This window comes from Pseudoruminococcus massiliensis (assembly GCF_900291955.1).
In the GTDB taxonomy this organism is placed as follows: Bacteria; Bacillota; Clostridia; order Oscillospirales; family Acutalibacteraceae; genus Pseudoruminococcus; species Pseudoruminococcus massiliensis.
In genome coordinates, this window is record NZ_OLMR01000001.1 from 232,018 (window position 1) to 253,881 (window position 21,864).

Sequence of the window (21,864 nt, forward strand, 5' to 3'; positions counted from 1 at the left end):
AAATTTTATACTAAACGCGTCTTCTCTTAGGAGGACGGCAACCATTGTGTGGGATTGGAGTAACATCTTTAATCATGCTGACTTCAAGACCTGCTGTCTGAAGAGCACGGATTGCTGCCTCACGACCTGCACCTGGTCCCTTAACATATACTTCAACAGACTTCATGCCATGCTCCATAGCAACCTTAGCTGCTGTTTCTGCAGCTGACTGAGCTGCGAAAGGAGTAGACTTTCTTGAGCCTCTGAAGCCGAGCTCGCCGGCACTTGCCCAAGAAATAGCATTACCCTGTGTATCAGATATAGTAACAATAGTGTTATTGAAGGTTGACTGAATGTGTGCTGCACCCTTTTCGATGTTCTTGCGTTCACGGCGTCTGCGGACGCCTGTCTTCTTAGCACCCTTTTGTACTGCCATCGATTATTCCCTCCTAAGATTATTTCTTCTTGTTCGCCATAGTCTTGCGTGGTCCCTTACGAGTACGAGCGTTTGTCTTTGAACGCTGGCCTCTTACTGGAAGACTCTTGCGGTGACGAACGCCGCGGTAGCAACCGATTTCGATAAGTCTCTTAATATCGAAAGCAATGTCTCGTCTGAGGTCACCCTCAACGCGGCAGTTATGATCGATATACTCACGAAGCTTAGAAATATCGTCCTCTGTGAGGTCTCTGACTCTTGTGTCAGGGTTGATGCCTGTGGCTTCGATAATATTTGTAGCTGTCTTACGGCCGATACCATAGATATATGTGAGGCCGATTTCTATTCTTTTATCTCTGGGTAAGTCAACGCCTGCTATACGCGCCATACTTTTAGCACCTCCATAAATTCCAAAGCGTCAATTAACCCTGACGCTGCTTATGCTTCGGATTTTCGCAGATAACCATAATCTTGCCCTTACGCTTGATTACCTTGCACTTTTCGCAAATTTTTTTAACAGAAGGTCTGACTTTCATTTATATCCTTCCTTTCATGTTAACAATATATATTACTTGCTTCGCCATGTGATGCGACCCTTAGTAAGGTCATATGGCGACATTTCGATTGTAACCTTATCACCGGGAAGTATGCGAATGAAATTCATTCTGAGTTTTCCCGATATATGAGCGTTAATTGTGTGTCCATTAGGAAGTTCTACTACAAACTGAGCGTTTGGCAATGCTTCCTTAACTGTACCTTCGATTTCGATTACATCCTGCTTTGACAATTTAATAACCTCCTCATATCAGTATAAGACAAACCCTTTTCAGAGTGCCTGTTCTTTATCATCGGCATTAAAAGCCGAAAGAAACTTTCTGATTCCACGGTTGGTCTGCATTGAAGCCTCATCAGCAACTATATTAGTTACTGCAAGGTGTATAAGGTTTTTCTTCTTTGTCTTTTCAAGTGTTCTTCTTTTTCCGTCGCAGATAACTGCAAATTTTGAATCACACTCTAATATAATGAAGAAACCACCCTTATCGTGTCCGCTAAGTGAGCGAACAACCAATCCCTTTTGAAATTCCATAACCACAATCGTCCTTTCTCTCAAGGAAGTGTCATTATAACAGGTCCATCAGAGGTTATTGCGATTGTATGCTCAAAATGAGCCGAAAGGCTTCCGTCTGCTGTGACGGTGGTCCATCTATCGCTGAGAACCTTAACCTCGTGGCCACCAGCATTTATCATAGGCTCAATGGCTATTGTCATACCAGGTAGAAGGCGTACACCACGCCCTGGTGTGCCGTAATTTGGTACACTTGGATCTTCATGCAGCTTCGCACCTACTCCGTGACCGACGAAATCTCGTACCACCGAGTAACTGCGCGGCTCGACATACCTCTGTACCGCGCTTCCGATATCGCCGATTCTATTACCTGCTATTGCATTTTTGATACCCTCAAAAAGTGCTTCACGGGTTGTATCGAGTAGGGCCTGAGCTTCCTTAGAAATATCACCGCAGGTAAAAGTCCATGCGTTGTCTCCGTGATAACCCTGAAGGCAAGCACCAACATCTATGCTGACGATATCACCTTGTTTCAAGATTTTACTCTTGCTTGGTATGCCGTGGATGACTACATTATTAACAGATATACACGCACTTGCGGGAAATCCGCCGTAGCCGAGAAACGACGGGGTCGCCCCCTGTTCCTCGATATACTTACGGACAATCCTGTCGATTTCGAGTGTTGAAACACCCGGTTCAACTGCTTCACCAGCCAATCGCAAGGCTTTTTGAGAAACTCTGCCCGCATTACGCATGGCAGAGATTTCACGAGTTGTTTTGAGGACTACCATTTTTAAGCCTCAAGAGCTTCTATAAGAAGTCGAGTTGTATCCTCGATTTCTTCCTGACCCTCAACAACTGTGAGCTTACCTTGCTTCTCATAGTAATCCTTAAGAGGTTCTGTTTCACTATGATAAACATCAAGGCGTGACTTAACTGTGTCAGGATGGTCATCCTTGCGTTGAATAAGGGTGCCTGAGCAAGCGTCGCAAATGCCCTCAACCTTAGGCTTTTTATACTCAAGATGATAGCTTGCACCACACTTTTCGCAGACACGGCGTCCGGACATTCTATTTATTATCTTTTCGTCAGGTACTTCAATATCAACTACCTTATCGATAACAATTCCCATCTTATCCAGAGCCTCAGCCTGAGGAATGGTTCTTGGGAAGCCATCGAGAATGAAACCGTCCTTGCAATCGTCCTTGACGATTCTTTCCTTAATGATGCCGATAACAACCTCATCAGGAACAAGAGCTCCAGATTCCATATAGCTCTTAGCCTTAAGACCCATCTCTGTGCCGGTTTTCAACGCCTCACGGATAATGTTACCCGTAGAAATTGCGGGAATATTGTAGCGATTGCAGATAACCTCGGCCTGTGTGCCCTTACCTGCACCTGGTGCTCCGAGAAGTATGATTTTCATAAATGTACTCCTTTCAGGATTCATCAGTCAAGGAAGCCCTTATAATGACGCATCATCATCTGTGACTCAAGCTGCTTCAATGTTTCAAGAGCAACACCAACGAGAATGATAACTGATGTACCACCCATCATAAGGCTGCTTGTATTCAAGCCTGTAAGCTTTGAATAGAGAAGCGGAACAAGAGCGATAATTGCAAGGAATAATGCACCAATCAAAGTAATCTTTGACAATACCTTGGCAATAAAATCTACAGTTGGCTTACCAGGTCTGATACCTGGAATTGTGCCATTATTCTGACGGAGATTATTGGCCATTTCCACCGGATTATACTGAATTGCAACATAGAAATATGCAAACCCGAGAATGAGCAGGAACTCAAGAGCGATATAAAGCCAACCGCCCATAGAGAAAGCATCAAAGAAGCTTCTCCAGAAACCTGTAATATTCTTTTCGCCGATAAAGAACTCTATCGTGCTTGGAATAGAAAGAATCGAGCTTGCGAAGATTATTGGCATAACACCAGAGAGACCAACCTTAATTGGAAGGTGGCTGCTCTGACCACCGTACATTTTACGACCAACAACACGCTTTGCGTATTGGATTGGAATACGGCGTTCTGCTTCGTTCATAAAAACGATAAGCCATACGATTACAAGAGATATAATAACATAAAGTGGAACAAGAATCAAATACTGTGTTTGACCATTTACTCCGAGCATAAAGAAATTATAAAGTCCTGTAAACATATAAGGGATTCTTGCGACGATACCTGCGAAAAGGATAATCGAAATACCGTTGCCGATACCCTTTTGGTTAATTTGTTCACCAAGCCACATCATAAGAGCTGTGCCTGCAGTAAATGTAAGAATGATAGTTGCCGCAGCAAAAACGCCATAGAAACCATCAGTATATGTTACTATCTTAGAAGCTGAAAGCCACCAGTAGTAAGCACCGCCTTGTATAAGACCAAGGAGAACTGTAACATATCTTGTAATCTTACCTATTTTCTTTCTGCCTTCTTCGCCTTCCTTAGAAAGACGCTCGAGAGCAGGAATTGCAACAGTCAGAAGCTGGATGATAATTGACGAGTTAATATATGGTGTAACTGACATAGCGAACAATGTTGCGTTAGAGAACGCACCACCTGACATTGTGTCAAGATAAGCGAGCATACCACCATTTTCTGAGAGATTGCCCATAAGTGAGTTCAACGCAGTAATATCAAGAAATGGAACAGGAATAACTGAACCAATTCTGAATATTACGATTATAAAAAGTGTAAAAAGAATTTTTTTGCGAAGATCAGGAATACCCCAGGCGTTTCTGATTGTTTTAAACAATTAAACCACCTCGGCCTTTCCTCCGGCGGCTTCAATTTTCTGCTTTGCAGACTCAGAATATGCAGCAACCTTAACAGTGAGCTTCTTAGAAATTTCACCATTTCCAAGAATCTTTATGCCATCGTATTCTTTCTTAACGATACCTGCGTTAACGAGAGCCTGTGCATCAACCTCTGCTCCGTCCTCAAACTTATTAAGGTCGGAAACATTGATTGCAACTATCTTCTTTGCGAAGATATTGTTAAAGCCTCTCTTAGGAACTCTTCTTTGAAGAGGCATTTGACCACCTTCAAAGCCAGGGCGAATGCTTCCGCCTGAACGAGCCTTTTGACCCTTATGACCCTTACCAGCTGTTTTGCCTTGACCTGAACCATGGCCTCTGCCGATTCTCTTGCGTTCCTTAGTTGAACCCTCAACTGCTGTTAATTCGTGCAATTTCATCTTACTCGCACCTCCTTCTTTAACCTTCAACCTCGATGAGGTGGATTATCTTAGCCACCTTACCCTTTGTTGCGGCGTTGTCTGGCTGAACTGTTGTGTCACCAGGCTTTTTAAGACCGAGTGAATGGGCGGTTGCAATTTGGTCTTTTAGAACTCCGATAAGACTTTTTTTAAGAGTAATCTTAATTTCTGCCATGTTTGCTTCCTCCCTTAAAGAATTTCTTTAACAGACTTGCCGCGGATAGCAGCAACTTCTTCTGCTGTTCTGAGGCTCTGAAGACCTGCGAGTGTAGCTCTAACTACATTGCAAGGGTTAGAAGAACGAAGAGCCTTTGTTCTGATATCTCTGATACCGACTGCTTCAACAACAGCACGAACAGGACCACCAGCGATAACACCAGTACCAGGAGCAGCAGGCTTCATAATAACCTTACCTGCACCAAAAATACCAACGATTTCATGTGGAATTGTGTTGCCCTTAAGTGCAACCTTAAAGAGGTTTTTCTTAGCGTCCTCGATACCCTTACGGATAGCGTCTGGAACCTCTCCAGCTTTTCCGATACCGAAACCGACAGTACCGTTGCCGTCGCCTACAACTACAAGAGCAGCGAACTTATAAATACGACCGCCCTTAACAGTCTTAGAAACACGGTTGATTGTAACAACGTGCTCTTTCAAATCAAGCTTAGATGCGTCAATGATAGCCAAAGTTATTCCTCCTTATCAGAATTTAAGACCGCCCTCACGAGCGCCTTCGGCCAATTCCTTGACGCGTCCGTGGAAGATATATCCACCGCGGTCAAAAACGACCTCTGTGATGTTCTTTTCTGCTGCACGCTTTGCTATAAGAGCGCCAACCTTGCGAGCTGCGTCTTTGTTTCCGCCATAACCATCTATATCCTTATCAAGTGATGATGCAGAAGCGAGTGTAACACCCTTTACATCGTCGATAAGCTGAGCGTAGATGTTGTTAGTGGAGCGGAAAACATTAAGGCGAGGACGAGCCGCTGTACCGCTTACTTTACCACGCACTCTCTTGTGGCGGTTAAGTCTTGCCTTGTTTGTATCAGGCTTTTTCACCATAGTTTATTCACTCCTTAATTACTTCTTGCCGCCCTTACCGGCCTTGCCTTCCTTGCGGCGGATAACTTCATCGGCGTACTTAATACCCTTGCCCTTATATGGCTCAGGTGGACGCTTCTCTCTTACTTCAGCAGCAAACTGACCAACCTTTTGCTTATCAGCACCGCTGATGATAATCAAGTTAGGAGTCGGAGCTTCAATAGTAATATCGTCTGTATCAGAAACGATAACCTGATGTGAAAATCCGAGGTTCATAACAAGATCTTTGCCCTTCTTCTGAACACGGTAACCAACGCCGTTTACTTCGAGCTGCTTCTTAAAGCCGTTTGTAACGCCTTCAATCATATTAGCGATAAGTGAACGAGTTAAACCGTGCAGTGAACGGTTCTCTTTGTCGTCATTAGGACGCTCAACAGTGATAACACCGTTCTCAATCTTTATAATCATATTTTTGTGAACCTTCTGAGTAAGTGTACCCTTAGGTCCCTTAACTGTCATAACACCGTTTTCGAACTTAGCATCGACACCGGCGGGAATATTTATGGGTTTTCTTCCAATTCGAGACATTTACTGCACCCCCTCTTTTACCAAATGTATGCGAGAACTTCGCCGCCAACATTTTCATTGCGTGCCTGACGGTCTGTCATAACACCTTTAGAAGTTGAGATGATTGCGATTCCAAGGCCCTTCATAACCTTAGGAAGATTCTCTACATCACTATATATACGCAAGCCCGGCTTAGAAACTCTGCGGAGTCCTGTGATAACCGGAGCCTTGTCCTCTGTATACTTGAGAACAACCTTAATAACACCCTGTTTGCCGTCTTCAGTTACTGTGAAGCTCTTGATATAGCCTTCGTCGAGGAGAATCTGGACGATAGCCTTCTTAAGATTGGAAGCAGGGATTTCGACGGATTCATGCTTCTGAGTATTTGCGTTACGAATTCTTGTAAGCAAATCTGCGATTGAATCTGTAATTTGCATACGGAAACCTCCTTCTTAAAGCCTTATTACCAGCTTGCTTTCTTTACGCCCGGAATCTCGCCCTTGTAGGCAAGCTCACGGAAGCATATACGGCATATGCCGAACTTGCGGAGGTATGCATGAGGCCTGCCGCAAATCTTGCATCTGTTGTATTCTCTAGTAGAGAACTTCTGATCTCTTTGCTGCTTTACTTTCATTGATGTCTTGGCCACAATTATCCCTCCTTATTTCTCAAACGGAGCGCCGAGAAGCTTTAAAAGCTCACGAGCCTCTTCGTCTGTCTGTGCTGTAGTAACGAAGCAGATATCCATGCCTCTTACCTTATCAACCTTATCAAACTCGATTTCTGGGAAGATGAGCTGTTCCTTGAGGCCCATGTTATAGTTACCACGGCCATCAAAAGAGTTAGCATTGATTCCTCTGAAGTCACGAACTCTTGGAAGAGCTACATTGAAAAATCTGTCGAGGAATTCATACATTCTGTTGCCACGAAGTGTTACCTTAACACCGATAGGCATACCCTCACGAAGTTTGAAGTTTGCAACGCTCTTCTTAGCCTTGCAAACCATAGGCTTTTGACCTGTAATAGCTGCCAAATCGGAAGAAATGGCATCTATTGCCTTCGAGTTCTCTCTTGCTTCACCTGCGCCGACATTGATAACAATCTTGTCGAGCTTAGGAATCTGCATAACGCTCTTATAGCCGAACTTCTTCATAAGAGCAGGAGCAATCTCGGAGATATATACATCTTTCATTCTAGCCATTTGTTATCCTCCTTAGAGTGCTTCGCCGCATTTTTTGCAAATACGCTGCTTGCTGCCATCAGTAAGAATCTGATGACCTACACGAGTAGGCTTGTTGCAGTGTGGGCAAACAACCTGTACCTTAGAAGCATACATAGCGCCCTCTGCCTTAACAATACCGCCTGCTTCGCCCATCTTGCGGGGCTTAACGTGCTTAGAAACAAGGTTTACCTTCTCGATAATAACCTTGCCCTCTTTTGGGCTTACTTGAAGAACTTTGCCCTTCTTGCCACGCTGTGTGCCGGAGAGTACGACAACAGTATCGCCTGTCTTAACATGAACCTTATTTTTCTTATCAGCCATTTCCGGCACCTCCTTAAAGGACCTCCGGAGCAAGGCTCAAGATTTTCATATAATCCTTATCTCTGAGCTCTCTTGCTACCGGGCCAAATATACGAGTACCTCTCGGGTTCTTATCGTCTCTGATGATAACTGCTGCATTCTCATCAAATCTGATGTATGTGCCGTCATCACGACGTACGCCTCTTGCCGAGCGTACTATAACTGCCTTAACTACATCGCCTTTTTTAACAACGCCGCCGGGTGCTGCTTTTTTAACTGAAGCTACGACTACGTCGCCTATATTAGCGTACCTCCTGCCGGTACCACCGAGAACGCGAATGCACATAAGCTCTTTCGCGCCAGTATTGTCGGCAACTTTGAGGTAGGTCTGCTGCTGTATCACAGTGCGTTCCTCCTTTTAATAAACGAAAAATTACTTCGCTTTCTCTATGATTTCTACAAGACGCCATCTCTTATCCTTAGAGATAGGACGTGTTTCCATTATACGCACACGGTCGCCTACTGAGCACTCGTTCTTTTCGTCGTGTACCTTAAGTCTAACTGTACGCTTAATAATCTTATTATAAAGCGGGTGCTTAACACTGTTTTCGATAGCAACGACAACAGTCTTATCCATCTTAGTGCTTACAACCCTGCCTACATCTGTTTTTCTAAGATTTCTTTCCACTTTGCGTTTCCTCCCTTCCCTTATGCATTAGTGCTGTCTTGGAGTTCGTTCTGACGCATAATTGTCTGTACGCGAGCGATGTCCTTCTTAACAGCAGAAATACGCATCGGGTTTTCGAGCTGGTTTATAGCAAGCTGAAAACGCAGGTTGAAAAGTTCCTCTTTAAGGCTCTTGAGTTTTTCTTCGAGCTCTGTGTTATTAAGTTCTCTGAGTTCTGAAGCTTTCATAATTACTCAACCTCCGTTTCTTCCTTAGTGACAAACTTGCACTTAACCGGCAACTTCATAGCCGCCAAACGCAAAGCCTCTCTTGCGGTCTCTTCTGGTACGCCGCCAAGCTCAAACATAACTCTGCCTGGCTTAACAACTGCTACCCAAAATTCCGGTGCACCTTTACCTTTACCCATACGAGTCTCTAAAGGCTTCTTTGTAACCGGCTTATCTGGGAAAATCTTAATCCAAACTTTACCGAATCTCTTGCAGTAACGTGTCATAGCAACACGGGCTGCTTCAATCTGGTTTGAGGTGATCCATACAGGCTCAAGTGCCTGAAGACCGTAATCACCGTAAACAACCTTGTTACCGCGTGTAGCCTTACCGGTCATACGACCTCTGTGAACTCTGCGGTACTTTACGCGCTTTGGTAACAGCATTATTTACTGCCTCCTTCCTTGCGGGGCCTGCGTGTTTCGTTGAGAACCTCGCCCTTATAAAGCCAAACCTTAACACCTACGATACCGTATGTTGTGTTTGCCTCAGCAAAGCCATAGTCGATATCTGCTCTAAGTGTCTGAAGGGGAATTGTTCCCTCGTGATACTGTTCTGATCTTGCGATTTCAGCACCGCCAAGACGGCCTGAGCACTGAATCTTTATACCCTTAGCGCCGAATCTCATAGCGTGTCCGATAGACTGCTTCATAGCACGGCGGAAAGAAATTCTCTTTTCGAGCTGTTGTGCAATGTTCTCTGCTACGAGCTGTGCGTTCAAATCAGGGTTCTTAACCTCTACGATATTGATTGCAACTGGCTTGCCGAGGAACTTCTCGCACTGAATGCGAAGCTTCTCAATCTCACTGCCGCCCTTACCGATAACCATACCAGGCTTAGCACAGTGAATGTGAATTCTTACCTTGGAAGCGTCACGCTCAATCTCAATCTTTGGGACGCCTGCCGCATAAAGCTGCTTCTTAAGAAGCTTGCGGAGGTTATAGTCCTCAACGAGTGTATCACCGAAATCCTTATCGTTGACATACCAGCGAGAGTCCCAATTTTTAATTACGCCCACACGAAGGCCGTGTGGATTAACTTTCTGGCCCATAATTTACCTCCTCATCACTTATTCTTTCTCTTTGAGTACGAGTGTTACGTGCGATGTCTTCTTATCAATTCTGTACGCACGACCCTGTGCTCTCGGACGAATACGCTTGAGAATCGGACCTTGAGATACGAAACACTCAGCTACATATAATTTAGAAACATCCATATTATGGTTGTTCTCAGCATTTGCCATTGCTGATTTTAGAAGCTTTTCTAAGTCTTCACAAGCAGCCTTGGGGGTATGCTTGAGGACAGCCATCGCATATTCACAAGGCTTATTACGGATTAAATCCAAAACAATCTTAACCTTGCGTGGTGAAATACGGGCGTATTTAAGCTCTGCCCTTGCTTCCATTTTCATACACTCCTTTCGGCTTATTTCGTTGTCTTAGAACCGGCATGGCCCTTGAAGGTTCTTGTCGGAGCAAACTCACCGAGCTTGTGGCCGACCATGTCTTCTGTTACATAAACCGGAACGTGCTTGCGGCCATCGTGAACCGCAAATGTGTGTCCTACGAAGTCAGGGAAAATTGTAGAAGATCTGCTCCAGGTTTTGAGAATCTTCTTCTCGCCTGCTTCGTTCATCTGCTGAATCCTTTTAAGCAGCACAGGCTGTACATAAGGACCCTTTTTAATGCTTCTTCCCATAGTTCAAAGCTCCTTTCTGTATGCCTTACTTACCGTTTCTGCGTCTGACAATCATCTTGTCAGAGTTCTTATGCTTAGATCTTGTCTTATAACCGGCTGTTGGTTTACCCCAAGGTGTTACAGGACTTGGACGACCTACAGGGCTCTTACCTTCACCACCACCGTGTGGGTGATCGTTAGGGTTCATAACAGAACCTCTGACCTTTGGTCTCCAACCCATGTTACGCTTACGACCAGCCTTACCGATTTTAACATTCTCGTGGTCGATATTGCCGACCTGACCGATAGTAGCCATACAGGTGTTAGGAACATTTCTAAGCTCGCCTGAAGGAAGTCTCAAAAGTGCGAGATTGCCTTCCTTAGCCATAAGCTGAGCCATGTTACCAGCACTTCTTGCGAGCTGAGCACCCTTACCAGGATAAAGCTCAACATTATGAATGAAAGTACCTGTTGGGATATTGATAAGCGGAAGTGCATTACCCGGCTTAATATCCGCACTAGGACCTGCTGTAATCTTGTCGCCAACCTTAAGTCCGTTAGGAGCGATGATGTAGCTCTTCTCGCCGTCAGCATACTGAACAAGAGCGATGTGAGCAGAGCGGTTTGGGTCATACTCAAGAGTAAGAACTGTACCCTCTACATCAAACTTCTGACGCTTAAAGTCGATGATACGATATTTTTGACGGTTACCGCCGCCTCTGTGGCGAACCGTAATTCTTCCGTAGCTGTTTCTACCTGAAGTCTTCTGCTTTGGTGCGAGAAGGCTCTTTTCAGGAGCAACCTTTGAAAGACCTGAATAATCAGTGACCGACATATTTCTTCTAGAAGGTGTAGTCGGCTTATAATTCTTTATTGCCATTCGTATTCACACTCCTCATGATGGCTTTGCGGAGAAATGGCGTTCTCCATTCATTCTGCCTGTGTTAATTTCAGGCTTACATCATGCCTTCAAAAAACTCGATTGTCTTGCTATCTTCTGTAAGAGTAACGATAGCCTTTTTCCAAGACGGTGTATATCCGCCTGTTCTGCCCTGACGGCGATACTGGCCTCTTACATTGATTGTGTTAACCTTCTTAACACTTACGCCGAAGATTTCCTCGACAGCCTTAGCTATCTCAATCTTACCAGCTGTTTTAGCAACCTTAAAGGTGTACTTCTTATCAACTGCACCTGCCATACTCTTTTCTGTAATAACAGGCTTTATAATGATGTCACGAGCAATCATGCGTACACCTCCTCAATCTTTGTTAATGCATCCTTGGCAATGATGAGCTTATCAGCATTGAGAATATCATAAACGTTGATTGTGTTAACCTGAGCTGTCTTAACTCCAGGGATATTTCTCGCAGACTTGATAACCTTGTCGTTTACTTCGGGGATGACTATGAGTGCTTTCTTATCTGCACCAACTGCTGAGAGGAAAGAAACGATTGTCTTTGTCTTGTACTCATCTGCATTGATGCTGTCTACTACGATAAGTTCCTTATCGAGTACCTTAGATGAGAGAGCAGACTTAAGAGCAAGTCTTCTTACCTTCTTATTAACCGAGAATCTGTAGCTTCTTGGCTTTGGTGCGAAAACAATACCGCCGTGTGTCCACTGTGGAGCACGAGTCGAACCCTGTCTTGCGTGGCCTGTACCCTTTTGCTTCCAAGGCTTTCTTCCGCCGCCGGAAACCTCTGAACGAGTTAGAGCGGACTGTGTGCCCTGACGGTTATTTGCAAGGTAGTTAACTACCATTCTGTGCATTGCCGGCTCATTAGGCTCAATACCGAAGATTGCTTCTGAAAGCTCAACTGTACCTACCTCTTTGCCGGTCATATCTACAACTGCTAAATTAGGCACTATAATTCCTCCTTCCCTTACGCCTTAACACTGTCACGAATTGTAACGGTACCACCGTTAGGACCCGGAACAGCGCCCTTGATGGCGATAAGGTTGTTTTCAGCGTCTATCTTAACAACCTGTAGGTTTTGAACGGTGACTCTTTCAGCACCGAGATGACCTGCCATCTTCTTGCCCTTCCAAACTCTTGAAGGAGTTGAGCAAGCACCCATTGAACCACCGTGACGAGCAACTGGGCCCGAACCGTGTGTTTCCTTCAATCTCTGGAAGTTCCAACGCTTGATAACGCCTGCGTAGCCCTTACCTTTGCTCTTACCGGTAACATCAATCTTGTCACCCTCAGCAAAAGCGTCTGCCTTGACAATGTCGCCTACGCTGTAAGCGGAAATGTCAGCAACTCTGAACTCACGAAGAGTTCTCTTAGGAGCTACATCTGCCTTCTTGAAGTGACCAAGAAGTGGCATTGTGATGTTTACAGGCTGATCCTTGAACTTATCACTGCGGACTCTCTTGCCCTTGCCAGTGCCGTTCTGAATCTTGAGCTTAACATCGCCGAAACCAAGCTGAATAGCTTCATATCCGTCATTTTCAACTGTCTTAATCTGAGCAACGACGCAAGGTCCTGCTTCAACAACAGTTACAGGGATGACATTACCCTTCTCATCGAAAATCTGTGTCATACCGATTTTCTTACCGATGATTGCCTTTTGCATTTTGTTTCCTCCTTGATAGGTTATTGGTTGGATTCGGAATACCTTACCAACTTGACCTCAACCTGCCTGTTGGTCTAAATCAAAATTAAAGCTTAATTTCGATTTCTACACCGGCGGGGAGCTCTAATCCCATTAACGCTTCAACAGTTTTGTTTGAAGGTCTGAGAATATCGATAAGTCTCTTATGAGTTCTCATCTCGAACTGCTCACGGCTGTCCTTGTACTTATGAACAGCACGGAGAATTGTGATGATCTGACGCTCTGTTGGAAGTGGTACAGGACCTGATACTCTCGCACCTGTACGCTTTGCTGTTGCAACAATCTTCTCAGCAGACTGGTCAACCAACTGGTGGTCATAACCCTTGATTCTTATCCTGATTTTTTCCTTGACTGCCACTGTAATCGCCTCCTTATTGTAGTTGGCGGGCGTTCTCTTTCTAACTTAACACCCTGCCGGGTGTTTCGTGAACTACCTTTAAAAAACCGGATTCGGTAATCCGAAATCCGGGTAAATAGTCAGAAAAAGGTCGTAGTAGTTCTGAGACACAGCAACCCTCAGTATCTCTTAACTTCCTTCTTTATTCTTTCGCCCGGTTTAAAAATCGGACATACTCCACGGAAAAACCGACCCTATGGTCGCAACCTCCCGCTTCATCGCATATCTGTCGCAGTCACGCTCAATTATAATACCATACCGACCTGCATTTTGCAAGCTTTTTTCTTGTGATTTTCGTAGAAATTCGCATATATTTTTTATGCAAATTTACTAATGATATCTGAACCGTTCTGCATTTTTGCAAAGACTCAATGCCCTCACAACATATTTATTATATCACAAACTCTGCAATTTGTCAATTATTTTTCTTAAATATTTTCGATTATTTTATATTTATTTTAAAGAAACAGTAACGAATTAGCGAATATATTTCGCTTCTATATAATTGGTCAATAACAAAAGCATTAAATAGGCGGATAAAATCCGCCTATTAGAAAACAAGTGTTGGGCTTCGCGCCCAAAGGTATTTCGCTCTCTGCGGAGAGCGACCAAAGGCTCCGCCTTTGGAAACTGCAAGCTTTTGAAAAAGATTGAGCAAAACTTTTAATTTCTATCGACATCACGTTATTTTATATAAAAAGACACTGCTCAGAAATCACTTCTGAACAGTGTCTTATATTATTTATTAGTATTGTTTACCCCAATATACCATATGCTTTGCTGGCTTGCCACAGCATACGCAGGTATCAGCCAAATGCTCCTCAACAAAAGGAATACATCTTGACTTTACGCCACCTGTTTCTTCCTTGAGCTTTTCTTCGCAAGCTGTTTCGCCACACCACATAGCCTTGATAAATCCAGGCTTATTCTTTGCAATATCAAGAAATTCCTCGTGTGTTGTTGCAACAAAAGTTTTTTCCTTAAGATTTTGCAAAGCTCTGTCATACATTGCGTCATGAATATCTTGCAATGTCTTTGCTATTGTTTCTTCGAGATTTTCAAGAGCAACAACAATCTTTTCTCTGTTATCACGCCTTACGATAACGCATTGTCCCTTTTCAATATCCTTAGGGCCAAGCTCTACACGAACAGGTACACCCTTCATTTCATACTGTGAGAACTTCCAGCCCGGTGAGTTATCACTGTCATCAAGCTTTGTTCTGTAAGTATCAGCAATTCTGTTATAAAGCTCACGAGCCTTATCGAGAACACCCTCCTTATGCTGTGCAATAGGAACGATAACAACCTGAATCGGAGAAATCTTTGGCGGAAGTACAAGTCCGTCATCGTCACCATGAACCATAATGATTGCACCAATCATTCTTGTTGATGTACCCCATGAAGTCTGGTGTGGATACTGTAATGTATTATCTCTGCCTGTAAACTTAATATCAAAGCTCTTAGCAAAGCCATCACCGAAATAGTGTGATGTACCGCCCTGCAATGCAACACCATTGTGCATCATAGGCTCGATTGTATATGTTTCCTCTGCACCCGCAAATTTTTCTTTTTCAGTCTTTCTGCCAACAACAGCAGGAATAGCAAGGGTTTCCTTATAGAAATCCTCATAAACCTTGAGCATACGGAGAGTTTCTTCACGAGCCTCTTTTTCAGTTTCGTGCATTGTGTGGCCTTCCTGCCAAAGGAACTCTGATGTTCTCAGGAAAGGTCTTGTTGTCTTTTCCCAACGAACAACCGAACACCACTGATTATAAAGCTTTGGCAAGTCACGATATGAATTGATAATCTTTGCGTAATGCTCGCAGAAAAGAGTTTCTGATGTAGGACGAACACAAAGACGCTCTGTAAGCTTTTCGTTTCCGCCTTGAGTTACCCACGCAACTTCAGGAGCAAAGCCCTCAACATGGTCTTTTTCCTTTTGTAGAAGGCTCTCTGGAATAAACATAGGCATATATACATTTTCGTGACCTGTTTTCTTAAAGCGTTCGTCCATATCCTTTTGCATATTTTCCCAGATAGCATAGCCGTAAGGTCTGATAACCATACAGCCCTTAACTCCTGAATAGTCAACAAGCTCAGCCTTTTTAACTATATCAGTATACCATTTTGCAAAGTCTTCATCTCTTGAGGTTATTGCCTCAACCATTTTCTTTTGATTAGCCATTATTAAAAATCCCCTCGGTAATTTATTTTTCAAAAGCAAATCATAATGCCATACCTTATTATTATATAATCAAATTCTGAAATTTTCAACTGTTTATTGAGCAAAACTAAATTTTGTCAACCGGCATTTCTTCATTCAATCTAATTATATTTTTCATAGCTTATGTATCCCCTATAATTTGCCTCTTAATCTTCTTGCTGAAACTGTTTAATACAGTGTTGTACGCAAGGTCAATCATATTTAACAGTTCATCGTCAGGAAAATCGCTCAAGTAGACTGTATTCCAGTAAGGCTGTTGTATAGGTGGACAATGATACCCTCTTACCACCTTATCGGGATATAACGACCGAAAAAACTGACCCACATCAGAAGTACATTTAAGTGTAATTTTATAGTCGTTTTCATTCGGATAAAGCTGTGCAAAAATCTTACCGTTTAACTTATAGCATATCGGGATATTTCCAAACGGATAATCTTCATAGGCTTTGCGCTTACTTAAACAATATTTAATAATATCTTCTGTTGACATAATACTTTCACCAAAATTTTCTCCGTCTAAAACTGTATTCAATTTTTCATACTTAAATCCTTAATAACCTCTCCCGCAATAATCAAACCAACAACTGATGGAACAAAAGCTGTACTTCCTGGAATCTGTCTTCTTTCAGTACATTTTCTTGCCGCTCCCGGAGGGCATACACAATGAGCACGACAACTAATAGACATATCCTCGATTGGTGTTATTGGTTTTTCCTTTGAATAGACAACCTTTAGCTTTTTAACACCTCTTTTACGAAGTTCTGTTCTCATAACTCTTGCAAGTGGACAAACAGAAGTCTTATAAATATCTGCAACCTCAAAAGCCGTTGGGTCTAATTTATTTCCCGCACCCATAGAACAGATTATAGGTATTTTTGCTTCATTAGCTTTCATAACAAGCTCTATTTTTCCTGTAACAGTATCAATAGCATCTACAACATAATCATACTGTGAAAAATCAAATTCTCCACTTGTTTCAGGTGTAAAGAACATTTTATATTTATTCACAGTAATCTTAGGGTTTATATCCTTAATGCGTTCTTCAGCAACATCAACCTTATATTTACCTATTGTACTTGTCAAGGCAATAATCTGTCTGTTTATATTAGTAAGACAAACTTTATCATCATCAATAATATCAATAGTGCCTACACCGCTTCTTGCAAGAGCTTCTACGGTATATCCACCGACGCCTCCAACACCAAAAACTGCTACTCGAGAATTTTCGAGTTTCTTCATAGCCTCATCACCCAAAAGTAATTCCGTTCTTGAAAATCTACCAAGCATATTATCATTCTCTTTTCATAATTAGTATTAATCAAAAAGTGCGAACGAAGTTAGCACTTAGAGTGCAAGAGATGTTAAGGGCTTTGACCTTAACACACATGAGGGACGGAGTCCCTCAACCCTGCGAGCCTTTAAAAAGGCTCGAACGAAACTTTTATCTGTCCTTAGAAAATTCGGTCAGCTAACCGTAGGGGCGAACTGTGTTCGCCCGCTCGGCAGTTTCTTCAATTGTATCAATAAACTTCCATTATCAACTTAGGAGTTTTGCTTTCAAAATTGATTCCTCAACTTAACAGCAGAGGCACTCTGCCTTGACCAAAACTTTTATCTGTCTTTAGGAAGTTTTGTTGAACCTAAAACAATGTCATCTGACTACTTTCTGGCAAATCTCCGAAAGCTCCTGTTGACTGTAAAAGTTCTATGGCAGTTTTAGATGCTTTTGAGCGGTCACGGAAATCCTCTATTGACATAAATTCTCCGTCCACTCTTGCGTCCATAAGTCCTTGTGCAGCAGCATCTCCGACCCCAGGTAAGGACGAGAACGGCAAACGAATATTCTCTCCCTCAACAAGGAATTTTCTTGCATCAGACTTATATATATCAACAGGCAATGCCTTTATGCCTCTTGCCTGCATCTCATTAACAATCTGAAGCGTTGCAAATTCTGAATTTTCTTTTGCAGAAGCTTCCTTGCCTTTCATCTTAATATCCTGCATTCTTTTTCTTACAGCATCTCTGCCCTTTGAAACGAGCAATCCATCAAGGTCTTCACTTCGTACTGTAAAGTATGCGGCGTAGTATTCCTTAGGTCTGTGAACCTTGTACCAACCAAGTCTTAGTGTCGCAATCATATATGCTGCGGCGTGAGCCTTTGGGAACATATACTTAATCTTCATACAAGAATCAATATACCACTGTGGAACATTATGCTCTTTCATAGCATTGATATGTTCCTGAGTAAGAAGCTTTGTACTTTTACCCTTACGGACAATTTCCATAATCTTGAATGCCATATCAGGCTCAAGACCCTTGTGCATAAGATAAACCATAATATTATCACGAGTACCAATAACCTGTGAAATATCGCAAACACCTTGTTTAATAAGTTCTGCGGCATTTCCTATCCAAACATCTGTACCATGTGAAAGTCCCGAAACCTGCAAAAGGTCGGAAAATGTTTTTGGCTGAGTTTCTATAAGCATTTGGCGAACGAAGTGCGTACCAACTTCTGGCAAAGAAAATGTTCCTGTGAGTGAATCTATATCTTCTGGCTCAAGACCAAGAGCCTTTGGAGATGTAAAAAGCGACATAACATCAGGGTCACTCATAGAAATATCCATAACACTTATGCCTGTATAGTCTTCAAGGTAGCGATAAATCGTCGGAACATCGTGTCCAAGCTCATCAAGCTTACAAATAGTATCATGAATAGAATGGAAGTCGAAGTGTGTTGTAATACTATCGGAGCTTTGGTCATTAGCAGGGTGCTGAATCGGACAGAACTGGTATACATCATTTCTTCTTGGAACAACAACCATACCTCCTGGGTGCTGACCAGTAGTTCGTCTTACACCTGTACAACCGATTGCAAGACGCATTTCTTCCGCTCTGTGCATAATAACACCGTTTTCTTCTGCATATTTTTTAACAAAGCCGAGAGCAGTTTTTTCCGCAACAGTCGCAATAGTACCCGCTTTAAAGACATTTTCCTTGCCGAAAAGTTCTTCCGTATATCTGTGCGATTTATTCTGATATTCGCCAGAGAAATTAAGGTCTATATCAGGTGTTTTATCTCCCTTAAATCCAAGGAATGTTTCAAATGGAATATCGTGTCCGTCCTGTTTATAAAGTGTACCACACTTAGGGCAGTTTTTAGGTGGCAGGTCAAAGCCCGAACCAACCTCGCCATGCTCAAAAAATTCACTATTTTTACACTTAGGACAAACATAGTGTGGAGCAAGCGGATTAACTTCTGAAATACCCGACATAGTCGCAACAAATGACGAACCAACAGAACCACGAGAACCAACTAAGTATCCATGTTCCTCAGAATTTGCAACCAGCTTTTGAGCGGTCATATATAAAACCGAGAATCCGTTTTTTATGATAGAATTAAGTTCTTTTTCTATACGCTTTTCAACAATTTCAGGAAGTGGGTTGCCATATGTATTTCTTGCTCGTTCCCAAGTAATTCTTGTCAAATCCTCCTCCGCACCTGGAATAAATGGTGGGAAGTTTCCTTTCGGAACAGCACGAATCTCATCGCACATATCAGCAATAAGGTTTGTATTTTCTACAACGATTTCATATGCTTTTTCTTTGCCGAGATATTCAAATTCCTTAAGCATTTCAGCGGTAGTTCTTAGATAGAGTGGTGCTTGATTACCGGCGTCTTTAAAGCCTTGACCAGCCATAAGAATTTTTCTGTATTCGCTGTGGTGCGGTTCAAGGAAATGCACATCACAGGTAGCAACAACAGGAATAGACAATTCCTCGCCAAGCCTTACGACTGTTCTGTTCAAATCCTGCAATTCTTCAATACTGCTTACCGTACCATTATTCAGCATAAACATATTGTTTCCAAGTGGTTGAATCTCAAGATAATCATAGAATGAGGCTATTTTTTTCAAATCCTCCCAAGGCCGTTTTTCAACTATCGCTCTGAAAAGTTCTCCGGCCTCGCAGGCACTTCCGACAATCAAACCCTCACGATATTTTATAAGTTCAGACTTAGGCAAAAGTGGTTTCTTATAGAAATAATTAAGATGTCCCTTTGAAATAAGTCTATAAAGATTTTTAAGTCCTGCGGTGTTTTTCGCAAGAACAATCTGGTGAAAATATTTTAAGCTCTTATAATCGCTATTAGAAAGCAAGCTGTTAAGCTGCGAAATATTCTTTGCACCATAATCCTCAGAAAGCTTTGTAAGCATAACCTGAAATATCTTTGCAAGCATAAAGGCATCATCACAAGCTCTATGATGGTTAAAATCTCCAAGCTTCAAATATTCAGCAATAAAATTCAACTTATGCTTTTTAATCTGTGGAAACATTGAGCGTGACATCATAAGTGTATCTATACTTGTAAAATTCCACACTATATGATGACGATTCATAACCGCTCTCACGAATGATGTATCAAAAGGTGCGTTATGTGCAACAAGAACACAGTTATCTCCGCAAAACTCCATAAATTTATGAAGAGCCTCGTCCTCAAGTGGAGCGTCTGCAACCATAGAATCGTCAATTCCCGTCAACTCTGTAATCTTAGGTGGAATAGGCTTTTCAGGATTTACAAACATAGAAAATTGGTCTTTAATCTCACCATCAACTATTCTGACTGCACCAATTTCTGTTATCTTTTCCTTTGCTGCTCCCAAGCCTGTTGTTTCGAGGTCAAATACTATAAATTCTCCCGAAAGCAATTCCTGACTTTCACCATTAACAACTCTGCTCGAAACATCATCTATAAAGTATGCCTCAACGCCATACAAAATCTTAATATGACCACCTTTGCTTTTTACAGCATCAGCGGCATTCATAGCACCAGGGAAAGCCTGTACAACGCCATGGTCTGTAATTGCAACCGCAGGCATACCAAAGCTATAAGCTTTCTGAACAATATCTCCGACATCTGAAACACCGTCCATAGCAGACATATTTGTATGCAGATGAAGTTCAACACGCTTCTTTTCTGCTTTATCTACAACCTTAGCTTTGCTTATCCCAGAAATATTTGTTGCCATAACAACAAGCTCTCTGTCATATTTATCGTATTGTGCATCACCTTTAACAAGAATAGAACTTCCCTTTTTCAGCTCTAAAATGGGGGCACATTTTGCATTAAGGTCGATAACCTTAATCGTTGTAGAACCTGTATAATCAGTAAGATTTATAGAAATAATTTTCTTCTTTTTATCTCTTGTATCTCTTTCATCTATTGAGAAAATATCGCCTTTTATAATAACCTTGCCCGAATCAGGAGCAAGTTCAGCAATCTTAATCGGATTTCCTTTTACATTAGTGCCATATATAGGCTTAGGGTTATCCAAAATAAACAACGGATATAAAGATTCTCCCTCACGAATTTCAATTTCTGTGTTCACAGCAGGCTTATGCTCAGAACGCTTTTTAGCCTCGTGCATAACTCCCTCATAGATTTCCATTTCATTGATTACAGCCTCACGCTTAGCAGTTTCCTCCGCAATCCTTTGATGCTCAATATAAATCTCGCTATCTGCATCTATATGTGTTATGCCATCAAATTTAACCTTTACATTAACACCAAATTCCTCATTAATAAGTTTTTGAAATTCCTTGTCAACTTTCTTTTCAAGAAGAATATCCGCACCACCATGTGTAAGGTTTATTGTCATTTTGTCATCAGAAATACTAACAGTAGAACCATTCAGTGTACCGTTTATGCTTGCAAGTCTGCGACGGATTTCCTCCACAAGGCCAAAATAACAGGCATCGCCAAAAAGCGATGAATCAAAATGTGGGTGAATAATACACTTAGCCAAAGCAAGAGTCGATTGCTCTATTTGTTTTTCAGTCGAAAAAATCTCATTTCTTTTCACAAGCTGTGAAAGAAAGAGATTCATATCCATTGTTCTTTTTTTAGTGTCGATTTTTATGCCGTCCACCTCAGCATTGAGCAAGGTTTTAGACAGCTTTAAATCTCCTATGTACTGTGAAAATACATCTATAAATTTACTCAAAGCTATTTTCCTCCAAACGGAAAGGTTAAAGTTCTATTATTTATACAAACCAAAAAATTTTTATTAATAACTTAGTAAATAAATCCCGCAATTTGAGCTTGATTTGCTTCTTTATCTTCTTTCTTGCTAAAAAACAGTCAAAAATTCTG

Annotated in this window: 33 protein-coding genes; all 33 read right to left on the bottom strand. The window is 42.2% G+C overall.

From position 1 onward, the window contains the following. Positions 1 to 10 precede the first annotated feature (10 nt). The 33 genes from rpsK to C9914_RS01165 all read right to left on the bottom strand — a co-directional run bounded on the left by rpsK (position 11) and on the right by C9914_RS01165 (position 21,715). Positions 11 to 415 carry a 30S ribosomal protein S11 gene (gene rpsK / locus C9914_RS01005; protein WP_022264961.1) on the bottom strand — a complete coding sequence of 135 codons (405 nt, stop codon included), beginning with the start codon at positions 413 to 415 and terminating at the stop codon, positions 11 to 13. Between the two features lie 19 nt (positions 416 to 434). Then, positions 435 to 803, bottom strand: coding sequence for a 30S ribosomal protein S13 (rpsM, locus tag C9914_RS01010; protein ID WP_022264962.1), 369 nt, complete (start codon positions 801 to 803; stop codon positions 435 to 437). A gap of 34 nt (positions 804 to 837) precedes the next feature. After that, positions 838 to 951 carry a 50S ribosomal protein L36 gene (gene rpmJ / locus C9914_RS01015; RefSeq protein ID WP_022264963.1) on the bottom strand — a complete coding sequence of 38 codons (114 nt, stop codon included), beginning with the start codon at positions 949 to 951 and terminating at the stop codon, positions 838 to 840. Between the two features lie 32 nt (positions 952 to 983). Beyond that, positions 984 to 1,202 carry a translation initiation factor IF-1 gene (gene infA, locus C9914_RS01020; protein ID WP_022264964.1) on the bottom strand — a complete coding sequence of 73 codons (219 nt, stop codon included), beginning with the start codon at positions 1,200 to 1,202 and terminating at the stop codon, positions 984 to 986. A gap of 39 nt (positions 1,203 to 1,241) precedes the next feature. Further along, entirely contained in the window at positions 1,242 to 1,502 is a 261-nt protein-coding gene (locus C9914_RS01025) for a KOW domain-containing RNA-binding protein (protein ID WP_242972031.1), read from the bottom strand. 20 nt (positions 1,503 to 1,522) lie between these two features. Then, positions 1,523 to 2,272, bottom strand: coding sequence for a type I methionyl aminopeptidase (gene map, locus C9914_RS01030; protein WP_106762833.1), 750 nt, complete (start codon positions 2,270 to 2,272; stop codon positions 1,523 to 1,525). Between the two features lie 2 nt (positions 2,273 to 2,274). Continuing rightward, positions 2,275 to 2,907 (bottom strand): adenylate kinase, encoded by a 633-nt coding sequence (locus C9914_RS01035; RefSeq protein ID WP_106762835.1) that lies wholly within the window; start codon positions 2,905 to 2,907, stop codon positions 2,275 to 2,277. 23 nt (positions 2,908 to 2,930) lie between these two features. After that, complete coding sequence (secY, locus tag C9914_RS01040; protein ID WP_106762836.1) at positions 2,931 to 4,247, bottom strand: preprotein translocase subunit SecY; 1,317 nt, start codon at positions 4,245 to 4,247, stop codon at positions 2,931 to 2,933. Continuing rightward, positions 4,248 to 4,688 (bottom strand): 50S ribosomal protein L15, encoded by a 441-nt coding sequence (rplO, locus tag C9914_RS01045; protein WP_106762838.1) that lies wholly within the window; start codon positions 4,686 to 4,688, stop codon positions 4,248 to 4,250. 19 nt (positions 4,689 to 4,707) lie between these two features. After that, a complete protein-coding gene (gene rpmD, locus C9914_RS01050; RefSeq protein ID WP_022264970.1) occupies positions 4,708 to 4,884 on the bottom strand; it encodes a 50S ribosomal protein L30 in 177 nt (58 codons plus the stop codon). A 14-nt stretch (positions 4,885 to 4,898) separates the two neighbouring features. Next, positions 4,899 to 5,396 (bottom strand): 30S ribosomal protein S5, encoded by a 498-nt coding sequence (rpsE, locus tag C9914_RS01055; protein ID WP_022264971.1) that lies wholly within the window; start codon positions 5,394 to 5,396, stop codon positions 4,899 to 4,901. Positions 5,397 to 5,411: 15 nt separating this feature from the next. Beyond that, complete coding sequence (rplR, locus tag C9914_RS01060; protein WP_022264972.1) at positions 5,412 to 5,771, bottom strand: 50S ribosomal protein L18; 360 nt, start codon at positions 5,769 to 5,771, stop codon at positions 5,412 to 5,414. Between the two features lie 18 nt (positions 5,772 to 5,789). Further along, positions 5,790 to 6,338, bottom strand: a complete 549-nt coding sequence (gene rplF, locus C9914_RS01065; RefSeq protein WP_022264973.1) for a 50S ribosomal protein L6 — start codon at positions 6,336 to 6,338, stop codon at positions 5,790 to 5,792. Between the two features lie 17 nt (positions 6,339 to 6,355). Next, positions 6,356 to 6,754, bottom strand: a complete 399-nt coding sequence (rpsH, locus tag C9914_RS01070; protein ID WP_022264974.1) for a 30S ribosomal protein S8 — start codon at positions 6,752 to 6,754, stop codon at positions 6,356 to 6,358. Positions 6,755 to 6,780: 26 nt separating this feature from the next. After that, the gene (locus C9914_RS01075; RefSeq protein WP_106762839.1) at positions 6,781 to 6,966 is read right to left on the bottom strand and encodes a type Z 30S ribosomal protein S14; all 186 of its coding nucleotides are present in this window, start codon (positions 6,964 to 6,966) and stop codon (positions 6,781 to 6,783) included. 12 nt (positions 6,967 to 6,978) lie between these two features. After that, positions 6,979 to 7,518 carry a 50S ribosomal protein L5 gene (rplE, locus tag C9914_RS01080; RefSeq protein WP_022264975.1) on the bottom strand — a complete coding sequence of 180 codons (540 nt, stop codon included), beginning with the start codon at positions 7,516 to 7,518 and terminating at the stop codon, positions 6,979 to 6,981. 12 nt (positions 7,519 to 7,530) lie between these two features. Then, entirely contained in the window at positions 7,531 to 7,860 is a 330-nt protein-coding gene (gene rplX, locus C9914_RS01085) for a 50S ribosomal protein L24 (RefSeq protein WP_022264976.1), read from the bottom strand. Between the two features lie 13 nt (positions 7,861 to 7,873). Next, entirely contained in the window at positions 7,874 to 8,242 is a 369-nt protein-coding gene (rplN, locus tag C9914_RS01090; protein WP_022264977.1) for a 50S ribosomal protein L14, read from the bottom strand. Positions 8,243 to 8,272: 30 nt separating this feature from the next. Continuing rightward, positions 8,273 to 8,527, bottom strand: coding sequence for a 30S ribosomal protein S17 (gene rpsQ / locus C9914_RS01095; RefSeq protein WP_022264978.1), 255 nt, complete (start codon positions 8,525 to 8,527; stop codon positions 8,273 to 8,275). Between the two features lie 20 nt (positions 8,528 to 8,547). Further along, positions 8,548 to 8,754 carry a 50S ribosomal protein L29 gene (gene rpmC, locus C9914_RS01100; RefSeq protein ID WP_022264979.1) on the bottom strand — a complete coding sequence of 69 codons (207 nt, stop codon included), beginning with the start codon at positions 8,752 to 8,754 and terminating at the stop codon, positions 8,548 to 8,550. Positions 8,755 to 8,756: 2 nt separating this feature from the next. Further along, on the bottom strand, positions 8,757 to 9,179 hold the full coding sequence (rplP, locus tag C9914_RS01105) for a 50S ribosomal protein L16 (RefSeq protein WP_022264980.1): 423 nt from the start codon (positions 9,177 to 9,179) through the stop codon (positions 8,757 to 8,759). After that, a complete protein-coding gene (gene rpsC / locus C9914_RS01110) occupies positions 9,179 to 9,844 on the bottom strand; it encodes a 30S ribosomal protein S3 (RefSeq protein WP_022264981.1) in 666 nt (221 codons plus the stop codon). The genes rplP and rpsC overlap by 1 nt, the downstream gene beginning before the upstream one ends. 18 nt (positions 9,845 to 9,862) lie before the next feature. Further along, complete coding sequence (gene rplV, locus C9914_RS01115; protein WP_022264982.1) at positions 9,863 to 10,198, bottom strand: 50S ribosomal protein L22; 336 nt, start codon at positions 10,196 to 10,198, stop codon at positions 9,863 to 9,865. Between the two features lie 20 nt (positions 10,199 to 10,218). Further along, positions 10,219 to 10,491, bottom strand: a complete 273-nt coding sequence (gene rpsS / locus C9914_RS01120) for a 30S ribosomal protein S19 (RefSeq protein ID WP_022264983.1) — start codon at positions 10,489 to 10,491, stop codon at positions 10,219 to 10,221. Positions 10,492 to 10,516: 25 nt separating this feature from the next. Then, positions 10,517 to 11,350: a 50S ribosomal protein L2 gene (gene rplB / locus C9914_RS01125; RefSeq protein WP_022264984.1), complete on the bottom strand. Its 834-nt coding sequence runs from the start codon at positions 11,348 to 11,350 to the stop codon at positions 10,517 to 10,519. Positions 11,351 to 11,426: 76 nt separating this feature from the next. Continuing rightward, positions 11,427 to 11,717 (bottom strand): 50S ribosomal protein L23, encoded by a 291-nt coding sequence (gene rplW, locus C9914_RS01130; RefSeq protein WP_022264985.1) that lies wholly within the window; start codon positions 11,715 to 11,717, stop codon positions 11,427 to 11,429. Beyond that, positions 11,714 to 12,337, bottom strand: a complete 624-nt coding sequence (rplD, locus tag C9914_RS01135; RefSeq protein ID WP_022264986.1) for a 50S ribosomal protein L4 — start codon at positions 12,335 to 12,337, stop codon at positions 11,714 to 11,716. Before rplD ends, rplW begins: the two co-directional genes overlap by 4 nt. A 17-nt stretch (positions 12,338 to 12,354) precedes the next feature. After that, entirely contained in the window at positions 12,355 to 13,050 is a 696-nt protein-coding gene (gene rplC / locus C9914_RS01140) for a 50S ribosomal protein L3 (RefSeq protein WP_022264987.1), read from the bottom strand. Between the two features lie 85 nt (positions 13,051 to 13,135). Then, positions 13,136 to 13,447, bottom strand: coding sequence for a 30S ribosomal protein S10 (rpsJ, locus tag C9914_RS01145; RefSeq protein ID WP_022264988.1), 312 nt, complete (start codon positions 13,445 to 13,447; stop codon positions 13,136 to 13,138). Positions 13,448 to 14,231: 784 nt separating this feature from the next. Further along, positions 14,232 to 15,671, bottom strand: a complete 1,440-nt coding sequence (proS, locus tag C9914_RS01150) for a proline--tRNA ligase (RefSeq protein ID WP_106762841.1) — start codon at positions 15,669 to 15,671, stop codon at positions 14,232 to 14,234. A 160-nt stretch (positions 15,672 to 15,831) separates the two neighbouring features. Then, entirely contained in the window at positions 15,832 to 16,200 is a 369-nt protein-coding gene (locus C9914_RS01155) for an MmcQ/YjbR family DNA-binding protein (RefSeq protein ID WP_106763252.1), read from the bottom strand. 38 nt (positions 16,201 to 16,238) lie between these two features. Next, positions 16,239 to 16,997, bottom strand: coding sequence for a tRNA threonylcarbamoyladenosine dehydratase (locus tag C9914_RS01160; protein ID WP_106762842.1), 759 nt, complete (start codon positions 16,995 to 16,997; stop codon positions 16,239 to 16,241). A 353-nt stretch (positions 16,998 to 17,350) separates the two neighbouring features. Next, a complete protein-coding gene (locus C9914_RS01165) occupies positions 17,351 to 21,715 on the bottom strand; it encodes a PolC-type DNA polymerase III (RefSeq protein WP_106762844.1) in 4,365 nt (1,454 codons plus the stop codon). Positions 21,716 to 21,864: the final 149 nt, after the last annotated feature.